Raw genomic sequence first — 18,099 nt, forward strand, 5'->3', positions numbered from 1 at the left:
TATTATAATAGGGCATGCTTGGAAACGCCAGCACAATATTCGCGCGGGATGACAAATGTATTAAAGTTGTATTTCTTTTTTTCTTGCATTAAAATACTTAGTAATCCATGGCAATACATAGGAGCAGTGTGCCGTCTATGAAGAGAGAAAACGAGTTTCGCTATTCCAAGCTGGCTAATATTTTACGAGAGCAAATTCTCTCCGGTTATATTAAACCCGGACATTTCTTAATGTCAGAAAACGATCTGTGCAAGCATTACGGCATCAGCCGAACGTCGGTCCGCAAGTCGCTCGACCAGCTGGCGAAGGAAGGCCTCATCGTGAAGAAAGTCGGCCAAGGGACGATCGTATCGCCCGATCTGGTCGTCGAACATACCCAAAACAAGGTGCTTCGCATCTTCACGACGTCGCCCTCCAACTTCTTCGATCACTGCATGCCGATTTTGATCGAGGCGTTCGAGCGGGAGTTTCCGAATGTGGAAGTCAAGTGTTTAAGCTTCTCGACGTCGGAGTTCTGGGAATCCGTCCAGGCCAGCATCGAGCTGGGGCTTCGGCCGGACCTCATCTTGACGACGGACCGGCTTTTCAGCGACGCGGGTTCGATGATCGACTTTATCGATCTGAACGACCGACTAGGCGAAATCCGCGATCTTATGTACCCTCGCCTTCTCGCTCCGTTCCTTCGGGACGGAGAGCTGAAAGGAGCGGTGGCGACGTTTTCCACGTTATACCTGGCCTACAATCCTAACCTGTTCCGGAAATACGGCGTACCGGAGCCATCGGATTTGTGGACGACCGAAGAATTCTTAAGCGCCGCCCGCCGTCTGACGATGGACACGAACGGCGACGGCATCGACGATCTGTACGGCCTTACGCTGTCTTCTTCGCTGAATCGCTGGCCAGTCATCGCGTTGCAGAACGGAGCGGACTTCAAGCCGACCAGCGGAAAGGCGCCTCTCGTGAAGACGTTGACCTTCATCCACGACCTGCTGTATCGGGAAAAGGTCGCCACGTTGTCGCCGAGATACGTGTTAAACTCCGAAGCCTATGCGCGCGAGAAGGCGGCGATGATGATCACCACCTCCATCGAGATGGCCGGGTGGAGAAACAACGGACTGGACTTCGAATCGAAGGTCGCGTCCCTCCCGTTCGGCGAACGAATGGGCACGATGCTGATCGCGAACGCCTTCATGATTCCTTCGGAGAGCGACGAAATCGATTTGGCCGTTCGGTTTCTGCAGATGGCCTTGTCCCCGGACATGCAGGAGAAGCTCGGGGAAACCGCCGGCTTTATGTCGGCCCTGCGCCCCATCAACGAAGCGATCTGGAGCAAATCCTTGCTTCAATCGTTGTACATCGGCGAAGACATTACCGAATACAGCTACTTCCTGCACGAGCTGTTCGGCGATTTCGGGCTGGTGGACGATTTGGAAAACGAAATGCACTTATACTGGTCCGGCTTGGAATCCGCAGAGGAAATCGCTGAGAAGCTTCTTTCCATGATGGATGGCCGCGACTAGCCGCCTTACAGCAAGAAAGCTTCCGTCGCCGATGGAAGCTTTCTTCGTTTTCGCTTACCCTTTCACCGCTCCGAGCAGCATGCCTTTAATGAAGAAACGCTGCAGGAACGGGTAGATGGCGAGCACGGGAAGGATCGCCACGACGACGGTCGCCATCTTGATCGTCTCCGGCGGCAGCGTCTGCAGCAGCATCGGATTCGAGATCGACAGTTCTTGGCTCACGTTCGGCGTCTGAATCATATTGCGTAGCACGACTTGGATCGGGTAAAGCTTCTTATCGCTCAAGTACATGATCCCCGCGAAATAGTTGTTCCAATGACCGACCCCGTAAAACAAGCCCAACGTGGCCATGATCGGCGCCGACAACGGAAGGACGATGCTGGCCAGCGTCCGCACGTCGCCGCAGCCGTCCACCTTCGCCGCCTCCTCTACCTCGGTCGGCAAATTTTCGAAATACGTCTTCATGATCAGCAGGTTGAACGTCGAGACGAGCCCCGGGATCATGAGCGACCATACCGTATTCATCAGCCCGGTCGCGCGAACGACCAGGTAGAGCGGGATCAGTCCGCCGGAGAACAGCATCGTGAACACGATCGCGAGCAGTACCGCATTGCGGCCCGGGATGAATTTCTTCGACAACGGGTACGCCAGCAGCGTCGTCACGATCAAATTCAGAAGCGTGCCGACGAGCGTCACGAATACCGTGATCCGCAGCGCCTGGGGGACGGTCCGGCTAGAGAAGATCGCTTCGAACGCTTCCGTCGTGAAGGCGGAAGGGAAGAGCACGAAGCCTCCGTTTCGCATCACCTCGGAGTAAGGCGTGACGGACATGACGAACACGAAATACAACGGAAACAGCGTCAGCAGTCCGAAGATCGTCAGAAGCGCGTATATCACGGCGTCTGCGATGCGGTCGGACGTTGTTTTGTACGCGATGCGGGACACAGCGATCGACCTCCTACCAGATTCCGGATCCACCAAATCTTTTCGCGAGCTTGTTTGCGCCGATGACGAGCGTGAAACCGATGACGGATTTGAACAAGTTCATCGCGATCGCTACGCTGAATTCCAGCTGCTCGAGACCGCGGCGGAACACCCACGTGTCGATAATGTCTCCGACCTCGTATACGCGCGCGTTCAGGAAAATATACACCTGATCGAAGCCAGCGTCCAAGATGCTTCCGATGCGCAAAATCAACAGCAGGATAAACACGTCTCGGATGCCGGGTAGCGTGACGTGCCAAAGCTGGCGCCAACGCCCGGCTCCGTCCACGACGGCCGCTTCGTAGAGCTCTTGGTTTATGGTAGCCAACGCGGCAAGGTAGATGATCGCGCCGAATCCGGTATTTTTCCATATATCCGTAGATACGAGAATCGTTCGGAACAAATCGTTGTTCGCCAAGAAATTGATCGGGGTCCCGCCGAACTCGCGAATATAATAATTCACGATGCCGGAATCCTGCGCCAAGAAGGCGAACGTTAAGCCGTAGACGATGACCCAAGACAAAAAGTAAGGGCCGTAGGTGACCGTTTGAATGATTTTCTTGAACCACAGCTTCCGAACCTCGTTCAGCATCAACGCCAACAGCACGTCCGGGAGCATATTGAACACGATTCGGTAGACGCTGAGCACGACTGTATTGCGCATAATTTCATAGAAGTACGGCGAATCGAAAATGGTCCTGAAATGCTTAAATCCTACCCATTCGCTCCCCCAAATCCCCTTGGACAAATTGTAATCCTTGAAGGCGATCAACAACCCGCCCATAGGAACGTAATGGTATACGAGATAGTAGAGCAGCCCCGGTACCATCATCAAATAAAACCATCGGTATCGGGTTAACGCTCTTCCGAACCTGATCCTAAGCGGCGCAGGAGCGGCTAAGGCATTCGTTACGGCTTGTTCCCGCTTCATCCGCACACCCCTTTCGATTACAAATATAGAGGGGGTTCCCCCCCCTCTATATGGTTCGCCGCTTTACTGAATGACCCCTGCCGCCTTGATTTGCTCCGTATACGTGTCGAGCATCGCTTGCCCGCCGTATTCGGTCATCAGCTGCTCATGATATTTCGGCCAGTTCGACGCATCCGGCTCGTCGAACAACACTTGGACTTGGAGCTCGCGCATCTTCTTGCGGAAGTCCGCCAAGTTGAAGCCCGGAGGCGGCGCGACGTTCGTTCCGATCGACGGCAGCAGCTTATAGGATTGTATTGTCGCTACGATGTCCCGGTCGCGGTCCGTCATGCGCTCGTCGATGATTTCCAGCCCAAGCACCTCGGGTTCCGGATTGTTCGAATACAGGAAGCGGTATACCAGCTGGAAGTTCCCCTGCTCGACGACGTCCTTCTGGAGGGCGTCCAAGTGAGCTTGCGACACGGTGATCGTGTTGCCGCTGCGCGTATAGTGTTTTCCTTCGATGCCGTAGTTAATGAGCAGGAAGCCTTCTTCGCTCGACATCCAATCGATGATTTGCGCCATGCGCTCCAACTTCGCCGGACTTTCCTCAGCGGTCGTCTTCGCGAACATGAACGGAGCCTCCGGCAGATTGTGCGTCCAAGTGCCCGTCTCGGCGAACGGATGGAACGGCAACCAGTTGGCGTTCGGGTTGAGCGCCTTCGACTTGTTCTGAATGCTGACCGGGTCGCTGTCGAATGCGAACGTCTTGTTGCCGCCGACGATGATGCCGGCTTTGCCGCCCGCAGCCTTATCGACGTGCTCCGTCCCCTTCAGCAGGAACCAGTCCGGATCGACCGTGCCTTCGGCCATCATATCCTTGATGCCTTGGATGACGTGTTGCACGTTCAGGTCGCTCTGTACGTCGACGAGCTTGTTGTCGCGGATCATGAACGCGCCGACCAAGTCGTTCTGGATCCAATGCGGGAAGTCGTACGAAAGCGAGGTGCCGTTGCCGACCGCCGTCAGACCGTACGTGTCGTTCTTGCCGTTCTGGTCCGGATCGTTGAACGTAAAGGCCCGAATGACTTCCATCGTCTCTTCGTAATTCGTCGGCATCGACAGACCGAGATTATCGAGCCAGTCCTTCCGAATGTAGTAGGAGCGGTACACGCTCCGCGGGAAGATGAGCGGCGAACGTTCGAATTTCCCTTCGACAGAATACCGTTGCAGCTCCACCTCGCTGATCCACTTGAAGTAGTTCGGCATCTTCGCCGGAGTGACGTAAGGCGTCAGATCGGCGGTGACGCCGTCCAGGATGTACTTTTGGGAGTTGGCGCCGCTCGAGATGAACATGTCGGGAGCGTCGCCCGACGCGATCAGCAGGTTCAGCTTGTTGTCGTAATCCGGACCGCTCGGCGCGTTTTCGATGACAAGATCGACATTGAACTTCTCTTCGATCGCTTTGCCGATGAAGTCGGCCTCGCCTTCCGGGAGGACGGCATCCGCGGCCGCCGGGAAAAACCACTTCAATTCCAGCCGCTCCATCTCCGGTTCCGCAGGCTCGGACTCGCTCGCCGTCGGCGTCTCCTGCGGCGCGGCAGGCTCCGTTCCTCCCGCCGGCTCGGTGCCGGCATCGGTGCCGCCGCCGGAGCAGGCGCTTGCGACCAGCGAGAAGGCGAGCATGCCTGCTAGCGTCAGCTTCCACTTTGCAATGTTCATCGTTCTAGACCTCCCATAAATGTTTTCCAACCCTTCCTTGTAACGACCATGTAAGGAAGTATGACGCATCAAATTGTGATATGTATCATACCTGTATTATAGTATGGTTTAATTTTCGGAGTCAACGCATTTTTTTCTAGATGACAGCGTTTTCTTTGGGGGCAAAGAAATAAACGACCTTTCGAACCGCTTTCACCATATCATCGATGTCTTGATCTGTGTAATGTTCGTTAACATTCAATCTCACCGCTGTCTGCAGAATGCGTTCCGCGTTCGGGCATAAGCCTCGTTCGTACGTCGCCCCGCTAAGATCGAAGGGGAAGCTGCTTCCCGGGTACGCGCTTCGCCGCTGAAACAACGGCTGCATATACACTACGTCGGGAATATACCCGGGGCTGTTCGGAATGCCTTCGGCTGCAAGCGCTTCCGAAAAAGCCTCCCGGCTGCACCCCAGCGCGTCTTCCTCTACGCGCAGCATATAAAACCAATACGTACCCACGTTGCCTTGCTCTACGCGATGCGCCGTAATGCCGGGCAGTCCTTGCAACCCTTCGGTGATCCGGTCGCCGTACGCGGTGCGGCGCTCGCAAATCCACGGCAGCTTCTTCAGCTGCGCGATGCCGACGGCCCCCTGCAGCTCCGTCATCCGGTAGTTCGGAGCCAACGTCTGCAGCTCCCGCATAACGTCCGTGCCGAAGCGGCGGTAGTTTTTGTCCGCGAAGGCGTGCACCGCGTGAAAATCGTCCTCCCTGCCGGAGTTCACCGAGACGATGCCCCCGTCCCCCGTCGAAATATGCTTGAAATCGTTCGTGCTGAAGCAGCCGTAATCGCCGATCGTGCCGGCCAGACGTCCCTTGTATTTCGCGAGATAGCTCTGCGCACAGTCCTCGATCACCTTTAGCCGATGCTTCCGCGCGATCTCCATAATCGGATCCATATCGCACGGATTGCCTGCGAGATGAACGACGACGATCGCCTTCGTCTTCTCCGTGATCCGGGCTTCCACCGAAGCGGGATCCAGGTTATACGTGTGGGGATCGAGGTCCGCGAATACCGGGATCGCGTTCTGGTACAAGATGCCGACCAGCGTTCCTTGGTCCGTGATCGGGCTCGTAATGACCTCGTCGCCGACCGTGACGCCCGCCGCGCCCAACGCGACATGAATCGCGGCCGTTCCCGAGGAGGCGGCGACGCTGTATTTCACCCCGTACAGCGCATTGAAATCCTCCAAGAACTTCTTCACCTTGCCTCCGAAATGATAAAACAGCGTGTTCTGCTCCAACGCTTCGAGCAGCTCCTTCGCTTCCTCGAAGCCGAAGCGCCGGCCGGTGCCGAACGGCGTCACCTTCGTCTTCGGCCCTCCGTACAAAGCCAACGGTTCGCTCATCGTTACCCCTCCTTCGCGATCGCTTCATTCGACCGGTTCAGCACGGTTTTCCGGCACGGCACGCCGTAATGCCACTCGACGCCGGCGTCAAGGTCCGCCGGTTCGGCGATCGGCACGAATATCGCCGCGTCGTTCAGCCCTTCGGCGCCTCTCGCATGGACGGCGCCGTCCGCTTCCACGCCCACGATCTCGACGTTCCTCCGGGCGCGTTCCCAATCGTTGATCCGCTCGCAAGTCCAAAATTCGAAGCCTCGTTTCCGCGCCTCCGCGACTACCTTGCGAAGCGCCGCCGTCACCGGAGGCTGTTGGTGAATATGAACCTGGTGGAACAGGAAGTGCGCCACGCCCTGCACCCGAGCGACCTGCTCGAGGAACGGAACGACGACGCTGGAATCGGCCAGGAGCATATGGTCCAAGTCCTGGGTCAAGAAGCTGATTTCAAGCACGTCGTATGCGCGATTGCCGTCGTCGAACCAGGAAATCGGGAAATACGGGTGACACGTCCCGAACAAAAAACCGATGTTGCCCTTCTTGCTGGGCCCTCTCGTCTGCTCGGCTTGAATCCCGTGTTTTTCGCACCATGCGAACAGCTCCCCCCACCCTTCCGTCCGGGTGTAATGGTTTTTGTTCGACACGATCGGCGCGCCGCCCGTCGCTTCCTTCAACCAAGCGAACTGGCGGTCGAATTCGTCCTCGCCCCAACGTCCGTTCTGCGCGTCCAACGCGTTGTAATGGAAAGCCAACTCATGACCGTCCCGCTTCGCCTTCTCGTAAATATGAGGGCTGTACCCCGGCTCGATCATGCACCACGTGGAGCGGATGCCGCACTCCTTCAGCACGGAGAGCGTCGTCTCCGCCGATTCGTCGAGGTTCAGGTCGCTGTCGTGGGAAATCATCGCGACGGCGGGTACGCCGTCCGGCCAGAGCCCGAGGAACGGGAGCGTCAACCCCATGGCCGTAACGCGCTTAAGGAGATGCGATATGAGCTGCTCCTTCCATAAGTCCGCGTACGGATGCGCGAAATACGGGGCGCCGGTTTCGGTCTTCTCGCGGTCGAGCTCCCAATCCATCCCGCAGCGGTCGTCAGCCTTCAAGATGCCTTCGTCGACCGCCCCGGTCCCGTCCTTCGCCGGGACGCCGTCGTGGAACACCGGCCCGGTTCCCTGCTGAAGCAGAACGATCGTCCTCGGAATGTTGACGGACCAACGATCGATCGCGCCTTCGCCTACCCCGAACCGCTGCAGCGCGGCGCCCGCTTCCGCTCCGTCCGGGCATTCCTTGCGGATCGTCCCGACTTCGGCCGAGGCGCGCGGCGACGACGAAGCCGGCGCCCAAGGCACTGCCCCTAGAAACCGCAGCGGCCGGCTGTCCCCGCCGGTCGTCGGCATCGCTTCCGCGTATCCTACCGGAATGTCCCGTTGCTCGTAGCAACCTAGTTTCGACGCAAGCCCGTTCAACCCTGCGTATGAAATTACGATGCCGCCTCGCTCCGCGTAATTCCATATCGCCTCCGCCGTCATCGCGTCCTCCTCCGCGAAGGCGACGAGCAGCACGTCCGGCTTGCACTCTCCAACCTGTTCCGTCCGGCGAATCCATTCGAACGGAATGCCCGCATGCGCCAGCACCTCTCCGACGAACGCCTCGAATACGTTGATTCCGTACCGGTGGCGCCGTTCTACCGCCGCTTGATCCAACAATACGCCTATCCGTGCCATTCTCATCGGCTATTACACCTTTCTATGTCTGAATTGTACTGCCCGTTTAGCGCATACACCGTCGGCCCGGTGCTCTTGTCCCTCCTCTTATATGGTACTTGTTATATACCTGTATCTATTTTTCAAGATACTTCTTTATGCACTTGGTGTCAATCGTTTTTCTGAGCGAAAATGGAAATAACCGACCTACCCGTTGGGCGATCGGTTCGCGACGATCATCTTAAAAAACAGAAACGACAGCGGCGGTCCTGGACTAAAGTAAGAAGTCTTGGACTGCCGCTGTCTCGAGCCGTCTTTTCACCCAACGGTACAACCGATCATTCGTCGTCCCGTTGTGCCAAATAGGTTTCGAGCTGATCGAAAGTTCCGCCGAAGCCCTCCTGCATCGATTCGAACATGCCCTCGAAGAAGCTTCTCTCTGCCTCGGTTGCGTTGATCGGTCCGCTGCATAAGGTCATTGTGGTACTACCGTTAATTTCACTGAAGGTTACCGTATTGCGGATCTCCAGCGGGATCAAATCGCTGAATGGCGCCCGGACTATATGGCCCGCCTCATCTGAAAAGCTGTTGACCCAGACGATCTTTTCGTAAGCAACGATTTCCTGATAAACAAATTTCCCCCACATTCGATGACCATCGGGAGATTGCATGTTGTAATGGAAAATGCCTCCCGGACGGAAGTCCCATTGCGCGACATGAATTTTAAATCCTTTCGGTCCCCACCATTGCTTCAGATGCTCGACCTCGGACCAAGCTTTGAATACAAGCTCGCGCGGCGCGGGGAGAACGCGCGTTATGACTAACTCCTTGCCTTCCGGTTCTACCGTCATTATTTGAGCCTCCATTTCTTGACGAATCCTGAATGAAGTATACCCCATTCAGAATATTCCGGTCAAGGAATATTAAATGAGATCATGAACCGCCGCGTCGATACGAGGGGGCCATTCTGCTATTGCCTTTTCCAGAACTTACAGCTAGTATTATGACCATGTACTATGACTAGCATATAGTTGCGTGGAAGGAGAGGATATTATGTTTCATGCGGGTCCATCGCAATCCAACGCCGTCATTACGGCTATCGGGTCGTACGTGCCCGAACGCGTCCTTACGAACGCCGACCTGGAACGACTCGTAGACACTAACGATGAATGGATCGTACAGCGTACCGGCATACGGGAGCGCCGCATCGCCAGAGAAGACGAATTCTGCAGCGATCTGTGCATCGAAGCGGCAAGAGATCTAGAACGACGCTTCGGGATCGACCTAAGCGACGTCGACTACATTTTGACCGCGACATCGTCCCCGGAGACCGTCTTTCCGAGCATGTCCGCTCGCGTGCAGGCGGCGCTCGGCATCCGGTCCGCCGGAGCCGCTGACCTTCAGGCGGCTTGCGCGGGCTTCGTGAGCGCCCTGCAGCTCGCGAACGGGCTCGTTCTCTCCGGACTGCATCGGAAGGTGCTCGTCATCGGAGCGGAGACGCTGTCCAAGATTACGGACTATTCCGACCGGACCACGTGTATTTTATTCGGCGACGGCGCGGGCGCCGCTCTCGTAGAGGCGGCGAAACCCGGCGAGTCGGGGGCGTTTCTCGGCTCGTGCGTCTCGACGACCGGGGAGTCGGGCCATCAGCTGTACCGCACCGCTCTTTCGTCGACGATGAACGGAGTGCCGCTTATAACAAGCGGGAAGATTGTCCAGAACGGCCGCGAGGTGTATAAATGGGCTGTCTCCGAAGTATCCGAAGGGGTGCTCGCCTTGCTTGCGGCATGCGGTCGGACAGCCGAATCGGTCGCCTGGTTCGCGCCGCATAACGGGAATGTGCGCATGCTAGAGTCGATAAGCGAACGGACCGGCATTCCGATGGAGAAGACGCTGCATTGCTTGCCCGACTATGGCAACACCTCCGCCGCCTCGATCCCGCTCGCGATCGACGCCGCGTATCGAGAAGGCAAGCTGACGACCGGCGAGGAGATCCTGCTCTACGGCTTCGGCGGCGGTCTCGTGCAGGCAGGACTGTTGCTGCGATGGACGTTGTAATCCCTACGGAGACGGTTGTCGCTAGTCATATCAGAATACGAGGGCTTTCGACGCGGAAACACGCTGGCCGCCGCGGCCGCCGTCGGGACCGCGCTTCATAACAAATACGGCTCTTCGGGCGATCCCGAAGAGCCGTATTTCCTTGGTTATAGACCCCTTTTCCGAACGGACCGCCTTTGCTATTCCTTGCGATCGAAAGCGCCCGCTCGGTCTAACACGACCAATGTGCGAAAGAAGCTTCGGTCGCCTCTCGGATCGGAAAGCAGTTTTCGCTCGACGAGCTTGGTTACCGTCGCTTGCGCCCAAGCGGGCGGCTCGGTCTCTAGGACCAGCGCTTGCAATTCTGCCACCTGCTTTCGCAATTCCTCCAGAGCTTCCATGATTTTCTCAGCCTCCTTATCATAACGTTCCAAGTTATAGCTTCGAATGATGGACGTCAGCTTCGCGGCGTACGCCGGGTCGGTCGCGTAACCGCTCGCCTGCAGCGCTTCCGCTTGCTCGCGAGGCGTTGCGGCTTCGATCACGCGTCCGTATCGCGCGCGGTTGCCCAAGAACAACAGCACCTGGTCCTTAAGGCTGTCCTCGATGGAATCGTAAGCCCGAAAGTTGGCCTGTACGTCGATTTCTCCGAGATCGTCCGTCACTTCCCGCGTGGCCTTATTTACGCTTCGGCCGTGCCAGTATTCCGTCATGCGCCCGCTCCCGACCTTATACCCGACGAGATTGTTCCAAGAAGGAATCGTCCAACCGGTCTCGAGAATCGTCTGCGCCAGGCTGACGCTCGGAAATAACACGCCGCCGTCGACGCGAACGCTTACGACGACCGGAGCGACGATGGTAAGAAATTCGCTCGGCTGCATGCGCGTCCCCCCCCCTCGTCATTAGTATATTCGTGGGTCGGCGTGGAGGAGGCGGCGTTTCGCTTAACGGGCTCCATGACCTAGTTCGTCCTAAGTCGGGAAAGCCGGTTTATATTCGAATCTAATTGATAATAATTATCACTGATGACAATGATATATCTCTACGACCATAATCATCCCAAGATGAAAGCAGGAATTCGCATGTATGGACATTCGGAAGCACTCCATAATCCAAAGGTGGCGGGCAAATACGAGCTCCTACTAGGTATCAAAACGCTTGATTACGAAATTAAAGAGCTGACCCGCTTTTCCAAGTCCTGCTGCGAGTGCTATTCGCTCTTAAAGGAACGAATCGACAAGCTGTGCCGCTTTATGACCGACGAAGATAACGAAAACCTATGGTTGCTTTACGGCTTTCACGACGATGTTCGGGCGCATGCTCAGAGGTTGAGGGAAAGCTCCGCGCAAGCCGTTTGCGATATGGAGAAATACCATTCCCTCTGTCTCTGCGACGAAGGGCGTACGATCTTCGAATACCTCTCCACCCTTTCCGATTCAGTAAAGGAGGAGTTCGTCCGGTGCCGCATCGACGAGACGTCCAACGTGTTGTTTATCGGATCGGGCGCATTCCCTTTATCCGCTCTGACCATCGCTAAAGAAACCGGGGCTTCCGTGCTGGGACTGGACATCGACACCGAGGCGGTGCGGTTGTCGAACAAAATAGCGGAAGCGTCGGGTCTTCGCGAGAATGTGCGGTTCTCCGGCGTTCGGATCCGCGAGATCGATTCCATACGCGAGGTAACCCATGTCATCATTGCATCGCTTGTGCCACAAAAGAAGGAGCTTCTGGATGAACTGAAATCTATCGTTGATCCGAACGCAAAAATTATCGTTCGGTACGGCAACGGACTGAAATCCGTCTTTAACTACCCGATGGAGGGCGTTCCGGACGATGCGTGGATCCCGCGCGAGCTGCCGTCATGCGGAAAGTTGTACGACGCCGTCCTATTTAGCCAAAAATAAAGAACCCTCCTTGAGAATATATATTTCTCATAAGGAGGGGGCCAATTTGGATCGGAATGGAAAGGTAAGTTTGAGCGTAGCGTGGATAACCCTGTATCTTATGGGTACTGACTTATTTGTGGTTTCTCCGCTGCTCCCCTTTATTTCGGAGGCATACGGGGTTCGCTCGGCGACAGTTGGATGGATGGCAACCGTTTTTGCGATTACTTACGCGGTTTCGGCGCCTTTCTTCGGTTGGCTCTCGGACAAAAAGGGCCGGAGAACATGGATTACATTTGGGTTGTTGCTGTTCGCCTTTTCGAATGCACTGACGGCTTATGCACCATCGTTTTCATGGCTTATTTTTAGCCGTATCTTAGCTGGCTTGTCGGTCGCGTCCGTCACGCCTTTGATCTATGCAATCATTGGATCTATCGCACCGCCCAACCGAAGGGGAAGGTGGCTTTCCATTGTTGTTTCGGGGCACTTAACGGCTCTTTGGGCAGGAGCGCCGTTCGGCACATTCTTGGAGCACTATCTCGGATGGCGTTCCGTATTTATTGTTATGGCTGTTTCGGGTGCCGTCCTGGCAATCGTGAACTTCAAAACATGGAGTGCGGCTTCGAAGTATGATGCAGGGGTAAGTCTTTTACAAGGAAATATCTTGAAAATATTAAGATCGGTAAGTGTTACCGCCGTCTGGGCCATTTCCATGTATGCCCTTTACGTTTATTTAGGAGCGGCCCTTTACTCTGAAAATCATTTTTCAACATCTGAAATTGCACTTTCAATAACTTTTTACGGTATTGGCGCAGTATTCGGAAGTCTTACGAGCGGACAATTGACAGATAAGTTCGGAGAAAGGAAAATTTCGGAAGCTTCGTTATTATTCTTGGCCATGATCCTCGTTGGTACAGGAATCTTTTTCTCGACTGACGATTGGGTTTATTTATTCCTGTTCCTGTGGGCATTGGTTGGGTATGCAGGATTCACATCGTACCAAGCGCGATTAGCGGTTGAATACCCGGAAGAACGAGGAATCGTTATGGCATGGAATAATACAGCCCTCTATGTCGGTATCACCCTCGGGTCAATGATCGGCGGCTATATCATCACCAAGTGGGATTATTCCGTCCTCCCTTATATTTGCAGCGTCGCAGCGATGCTTAGCTTTGCACTCAGCAAAAGGTCTGAGTCCGAAACTTCCGTCGACGGAATCAAACAAGCCCGTAAGCGATGATGGCGCGCACGAACCAGTTCGATCCTTTCATGTTCTCCTCCGTTAATCGTCAATCTATAAAATCTCGTTATCGATATACTTCATCACGTCATACGCACCCGATGACCTGTTTGAGCAAACAACGGCCTTAATAGATTTACGGGGATAATAAGCAGAGTGGAAGCTCACGCCAGGATCGTAGCCCATCACGTGATACTTTACGATGTCATCCCCGGTTTTCGCGATCCAGACACCATAACCGTAGAAATTGCCATCGTTATCGACCCTTGTATGAGCAGTAAGCATTCGCTCAGTGGTCGTAGTGCTTAATAGCTGATGTGTCACCAGTGCTTCCCAGAACTTTACCATGTCATTAACGGTTACGAATGCCCCACCGTCGGAGCCGCCTTTGGCAGGCAATGAGTAAATGTTTGTCTTCCATGTGCCATCCGAGAAGTCGACATACCCTTGTGCTGTATTGGTTGGGAGAGCATCAAACTCGAAATAACCCGACCTACTCATACCCACTTTGTTGAAAATATTTTCTTGAACATATTCGGCAAAGCCTTGTTGGGTTACCGCCTCGACAATCAGCCCCAACAAAATATACCCTGCATTGTTGTAACCAAATCGAGCTCCGACGTCGAACTTCATTGGTCTGTGTTGAAAGAGCGGCAAGAAATCCTTGAGATTCCTAATTTGGTACATAGGTGTCTCACGCCACAACTCTTCGAAGTCATGCATAACCTCTTCATCAAAGTAATCTGGTATTCCTGCTGTGTGCGTTAGAAGGTGATGAATGGTACACTGTTCCTGAGAAACCGTTACTTTCTCGAGCGAGTCGAATCCGCTCTGTAATGCTCGCATGCATATAAGCACCTCATATATTAAGTTCTTTCAACTTTACTGTTACTGCAGCGAAAAAGCATTCGGACGTTTTGCGGCCCGCGTACCTTTTATTGATTACTGCTCGTCAGCTCCACTAACGTTCATTCTGCCTTGACTTCGATTACGATGCTCGTGAAGAGCTTGTCGTCGAAATAAGCGTCCAATCGCCACGTCCCAGCCTCAGGCAACTCGATGGAGGACGGCACGTGCCCGTCGGCTCCGTTGTTCGGTCCGCCAATCGGAGCTGGAAAATCCAACGGGAAAGGATTTACCTTTTCGCCCGTTGCCAAATTCACCGCTTCGGCTCTAAATTTTCCGCTTAACTCTTTTGCAGAGCCCCAGAAATGCCACATGTGCTTGTTGGGCTTTCCCGCGACGAATTCGGGTCCCAAAAGCCCCATCTTGCCCTCGATCCCCTGCATCTCCGCCCCTGTGCTCGTCGTAAAGAAAGGACTGGCATCGGTTTCGACGCTGACTTCGCTCGATTCGTTGCAGGCGCTCAGAACCATCATAATCGCAACGATCGCAAGGCTAGAAATAAAAATTCTCAATTCCATATCCCTCCACAACGAATCGGCATCCTAATTAGAAACATGAAAGTAAAGCAACAAAATACTTTATTCCAAACAGTATTGCAAAATAAGCCCCAATCCACAAAGCCGCGATTACTATAAGGGATATTCCAATCCATTTCAGCAGCTTTGACTGTTCCAAATGGGTCCCTCCTTGAGTTAAATATCTTGGCGATTAACAAGAAGTCACCCCCAGCAACCACAATAAATGAAAGATAAAAGCCGAGAGGATAACCCTTCCTCCTACAGCGGGATCGTCAGCAACATTGCGGCCACTTCGTCGTCCGCAAAATATAGGTAAAATCGAAAATAATCACCGATCCGGTATCCCCATGCGTCGGGAAGCGCCCGATTCGGAGCGCCAAGCTTCACCAGGACGTCCTCCCGAGTCGTTCCGACCTCGATACCGTCCGGCGTCGCGTACCCGGGCTCCGTGAACGCGTAGGCGAGGTTCAGCTTCAGCACGCCGCCGTCGTACGCTGCCATCGGTTCGAGCTCTCCCTCGAAGCCGACGAAAGACGTCTCCTCTAGTGGCTCCGCTCCCGACAACTCCGCTTCCCAAGCGAGATAATCTTTCCCCTCGACCGTAAGCCGTTCCGGCTCGACAGCTCCCTCCGTTTGCACTCCGCCTTCGCTTGGCGTCGACTCGGCTATCAGCGCGTCGTAGAAGGCCCCGACCGTCCCCATCGCCGTCTTCGGTTCGAACAGCTCATAGAGGAGCAATGACAGATGCGTATCATACGCGTACAGATATCCGGTCCCCGTCGGATTGTCTGTCGCCGAGGAGAGAACGTTCTTTTCGTAATAAAAACTCGTTTCGTAGGCGTTCGCTCCGCTCGCGATCACGATGCTCGCCTTCGGACCGGAAGGCACCTCCTCGAGCCATTCCACGAACGGGCTCGGCTTGGTGAGTCGAAGCGTTTGGAGCGCGATCACTGCCTGATGCGGCGCCAGCTCGAACACATCCGTCGAACCGACTTTTTGCACATATACGGTTGCGTCTTCCTCGACCTCGAGCGTGAACGGAAGACGGAACGACTCCCTTACCCACGGCATCTCTTCTGGCGGTGAAACATGCCGTACCGCCTCTGTAACCAAGCGTACTTGCGCCGGTATTTCCAAAGGCGCTTCTTCGGATGGCGTCTCCTGTTGCTCCACCTCTGCGGGCGTCATCGCCTCAGCCGGCCGCTCCGTCTCTTCGGGCGTCCCCGGCGCCGCCTCCGGACCGCAGCCCACCGACAAAAGAAGCGCGGCCAACGCGAGTCCGATCCATATGTTTCTCATCTAATCAACTTACCCCCTTCCAGTTCGTTACCAACATAGACGGCATTCAGTGCGGAAAGTTTCCGATCGACACCCCATATTCATCAAAAGTTTACAAACGCAGTGCGAGGCCGCCGATCTATCGGCAGCCTCGTGATCTTTAACTATCGTCTCCATTAGCACAATCATATAATGGACAGTTTATTCTAACTGTTTCCCTTTAAGAAATTCCACCATTAGCTTATTGGATAGTGCCAATGCCTCTTCACGTGTTGATGCGGGGGCAGATAACATCATTCCATTTTCAGAGTTCCATAAGGCTTGGGGATTTCCACCTTCAGGATCGGACTGTTGACCTGGTGTTTTGAGAAGCAACGCGACTTGACTGAAATCTTTGTTTGCGAATATTGAATGTGAGTGATATATTTTTGCATCTTTAGCAGCCCCGCGTTCGTCATAGATAAAATACGGGTACGCAATGGAGCCCCAGCCATCACCGGAGAAACGAATTTCTACCTTGCGTTGATCCTGAGGCACTGGAATTTCTTCACCTACAACCTGAACTACACCTGTAAAAACTCGCTCGCCTTTCAAGTTTGTGTGCAGCTTGCCCTGAATGACAACAGTTGCAGGCTCCATCGTTCCTTCAGAACCTAACTGATACTTTACGCCTGCCAGCTCTAAATCAACGTCAATGTTTAGGGTGGGCTTCATATACATGACCCAAACTACGCCAAAGATGATAACAATTAAGCTGAACGAAACGATCCACCTATTCATCTTCATCTGCAACTAGTCCCCTAACGGTTTGGAAATCACTTGCTTTTCGTTCAAATATTTACGCCACATATTTTCTGAAGTTGCGCTATCCTGCCCAGATCGTATAGTTGAACGGTCGTACCGAATACATTCAATAGTAAGAATTAAATCATCTGCACTGCTATTAAGCCTTTGCACGGTCGAAACCAAATAAAGCCGTGAACAAGGAAAAACCGCCAATAAATGAAACTATGCCCGATTCGGTTATCTTCATTAGCCATAATGGGATGGGAATCATTGAGGAGGAAGTCGTCATGGAAACGATCGTGTAAACGATAGGGGAATAAAACGTCAGTATAAGACATGGAACACAAACACACAAAAGTAACGGCACGTTTATTTTAACCGGCCTTTTGTTAATGAATAGCAAAGAAAGATAAATACCGAAAAGAGTAGGTGCAACGGTGAAATACCAAAACATTGTAAGGTAATTAAAGCTACTCGAACTGATCCATTGAATAGAATTCTCCAATTCGTAACCGATACTAACCATGAAAATTAATCCTAGAAACCAAATCGCTCTAAAGATATACCCTGACCACTTCAACAGTATCCCCCCTCTAACGCTCAAAAGGTTCATTTCACCTGTCAACCCTTTTACGTTTCCGTGGCTTGCCAAGTTGCGCTAAACCGCCAGATAGTTGAGCGTCGGTAAACACAGAATGAACGATGGATTGCTGTTTGTTATTTTTTCTCCTTAGACACAAGAACACTAACGGCCCCTACTGCGATAGTTGTAAATAATATTGCTCCAGAGAAGAATAAGTCACCTGGCGTATGTACGTTCGATGTAATTTGACGAATCCATATTAACTCAAAAATTAAAACAACTATCCAAATATAACCCACTATTTCCTTCATCATTGTCACCCTTACACCTGAATATCGTTATTACGACTATATAATTTAGACGGTTTAAAAGGCTACGTCGTTCCACTCATCTGCCAGTTACTTCAATGGAAACGGCAGCCGATCGTTGGTCGGCTGCCGTGGCGGTTTATGGAGCTATCGTTACCCGATAGCGGGATCAACTAAATTTCTTAAGCTCCTGTTCCAACCGTGTGCGCAACGTTTTCAGACATTCGTCCACAGTTCGGTGAGCAGTGTCGATGATGATGTGTTCACGGTCCCAAACATCGTATTTTCTGTTTCTGACCTGCTCCCATGTAGGTAATGCAAAGCTGGGGATATCGGCTACACG

The 18,099-nt window shown here is 53.7% G+C and carries 15 protein-coding genes; 4 read left to right on the forward strand and 11 right to left on the reverse strand.

Features of this window, described 5'->3' with window-relative positions; translation table 11 throughout:
• Window positions 1-137: 137 nt before the first annotated feature.
• A complete protein-coding gene (locus FE782_RS22525; RefSeq protein WP_158299507.1) occupies window positions 138-1,520 on the forward strand; it encodes an extracellular solute-binding protein in 1,383 nt (460 codons plus the stop codon).
• Window positions 1,521-1,574: 54 nt separating this feature from the next.
• Here FE782_RS22525 and FE782_RS22530 read toward each other — a convergent pair whose 3' ends face one another.
• From FE782_RS22530 to FE782_RS22555, 6 genes are all read right to left on the reverse strand, one after another.
• Window positions 1,575-2,465: a carbohydrate ABC transporter permease gene (locus FE782_RS22530; RefSeq protein WP_138196593.1), complete on the reverse strand. Its 891-nt coding sequence runs from the start codon at window positions 2,463-2,465 to the stop codon at window positions 1,575-1,577.
• Window positions 2,466-2,478: 13 nt separating this feature from the next.
• Window positions 2,479-3,435 (reverse strand): ABC transporter permease, encoded by a 957-nt coding sequence (locus FE782_RS22535; RefSeq protein WP_138196594.1) that lies wholly within the window; start codon window positions 3,433-3,435, stop codon window positions 2,479-2,481.
• 63 nt (window positions 3,436-3,498) lie between these two features.
• Complete coding sequence (locus FE782_RS22540; RefSeq protein ID WP_158299508.1) at window positions 3,499-5,136, reverse strand: extracellular solute-binding protein; 1,638 nt, start codon at window positions 5,134-5,136, stop codon at window positions 3,499-3,501.
• 136 nt (window positions 5,137-5,272) lie between these two features.
• Window positions 5,273-6,523: a DegT/DnrJ/EryC1/StrS family aminotransferase gene (locus FE782_RS22545; RefSeq protein WP_138196596.1), complete on the reverse strand. Its 1,251-nt coding sequence runs from the start codon at window positions 6,521-6,523 to the stop codon at window positions 5,273-5,275.
• Between the two features lie 2 nt (window positions 6,524-6,525).
• A complete protein-coding gene (locus FE782_RS22550; protein WP_138196597.1) occupies window positions 6,526-8,244 on the reverse strand; it encodes a polysaccharide deacetylase family protein in 1,719 nt (572 codons plus the stop codon).
• A gap of 311 nt (window positions 8,245-8,555) precedes the next feature.
• On the reverse strand, window positions 8,556-9,068 hold the full coding sequence (locus tag FE782_RS22555; RefSeq protein ID WP_138196598.1) for an SRPBCC family protein: 513 nt from the start codon (window positions 9,066-9,068) through the stop codon (window positions 8,556-8,558).
• A 202-nt stretch (window positions 9,069-9,270) separates the two neighbouring features.
• Here FE782_RS22555 and FE782_RS22560 point away from each other — a divergent pair, with 202 nt between their 5' ends.
• A complete protein-coding gene (locus FE782_RS22560) occupies window positions 9,271-10,275 on the forward strand; it encodes a ketoacyl-ACP synthase III (protein WP_138196599.1) in 1,005 nt (334 codons plus the stop codon).
• Between the two features lie 179 nt (window positions 10,276-10,454).
• Here FE782_RS22560 and FE782_RS22565 read toward each other — a convergent pair whose 3' ends face one another.
• Window positions 10,455-11,135: a glycoside hydrolase family 73 protein gene (locus FE782_RS22565; protein ID WP_138196600.1), complete on the reverse strand. Its 681-nt coding sequence runs from the start codon at window positions 11,133-11,135 to the stop codon at window positions 10,455-10,457.
• A gap of 201 nt (window positions 11,136-11,336) precedes the next feature.
• On the opposite strand from FE782_RS22565, the gene FE782_RS22570 reads away from it, so the two are divergent.
• Together FE782_RS22570 and FE782_RS22575 are read left to right on the forward strand one after the other, a co-directional pair.
• On the forward strand, window positions 11,337-12,158 hold the full coding sequence (locus FE782_RS22570; RefSeq protein WP_158299509.1) for a nicotianamine synthase family protein: 822 nt from the start codon (window positions 11,337-11,339) through the stop codon (window positions 12,156-12,158).
• A 46-nt stretch (window positions 12,159-12,204) separates the two neighbouring features.
• Window positions 12,205-13,377 (forward strand): MFS transporter, encoded by a 1,173-nt coding sequence (locus FE782_RS22575; RefSeq protein WP_238392617.1) that lies wholly within the window; start codon window positions 12,205-12,207, stop codon window positions 13,375-13,377.
• A gap of 54 nt (window positions 13,378-13,431) precedes the next feature.
• Here FE782_RS22575 and FE782_RS22580 read toward each other — a convergent pair whose 3' ends face one another.
• The 4 genes from FE782_RS22580 to FE782_RS22595 form a co-directional block, all read right to left on the reverse strand.
• Window positions 13,432-14,223 carry a serine hydrolase domain-containing protein gene (locus FE782_RS22580; protein WP_138196603.1) on the reverse strand — a complete coding sequence of 264 codons (792 nt, stop codon included), beginning with the start codon at window positions 14,221-14,223 and terminating at the stop codon, window positions 13,432-13,434.
• Window positions 14,224-14,345: 122 nt separating this feature from the next.
• Window positions 14,346-14,801 (reverse strand): DUF4871 domain-containing protein, encoded by a 456-nt coding sequence (locus FE782_RS22585; RefSeq protein WP_138196604.1) that lies wholly within the window; start codon window positions 14,799-14,801, stop codon window positions 14,346-14,348.
• 258 nt (window positions 14,802-15,059) lie between these two features.
• Window positions 15,060-16,100, reverse strand: coding sequence for a hypothetical protein (locus FE782_RS22590; RefSeq protein WP_138196605.1), 1,041 nt, complete (start codon window positions 16,098-16,100; stop codon window positions 15,060-15,062).
• A gap of 180 nt (window positions 16,101-16,280) precedes the next feature.
• The gene (locus FE782_RS22595) at window positions 16,281-16,865 is read right to left on the reverse strand and encodes a hypothetical protein (protein ID WP_138196606.1); all 585 of its coding nucleotides are present in this window, start codon (window positions 16,863-16,865) and stop codon (window positions 16,281-16,283) included.
• Window positions 16,866-18,099 lie beyond the last annotated feature (1,234 nt).

This window comes from Paenibacillus antri, from assembly GCF_005765165.1.
Lineage (GTDB): Bacteria > Bacillota > Bacilli > Paenibacillales > YIM-B00363 > Paenibacillus_AE > Paenibacillus_AE antri.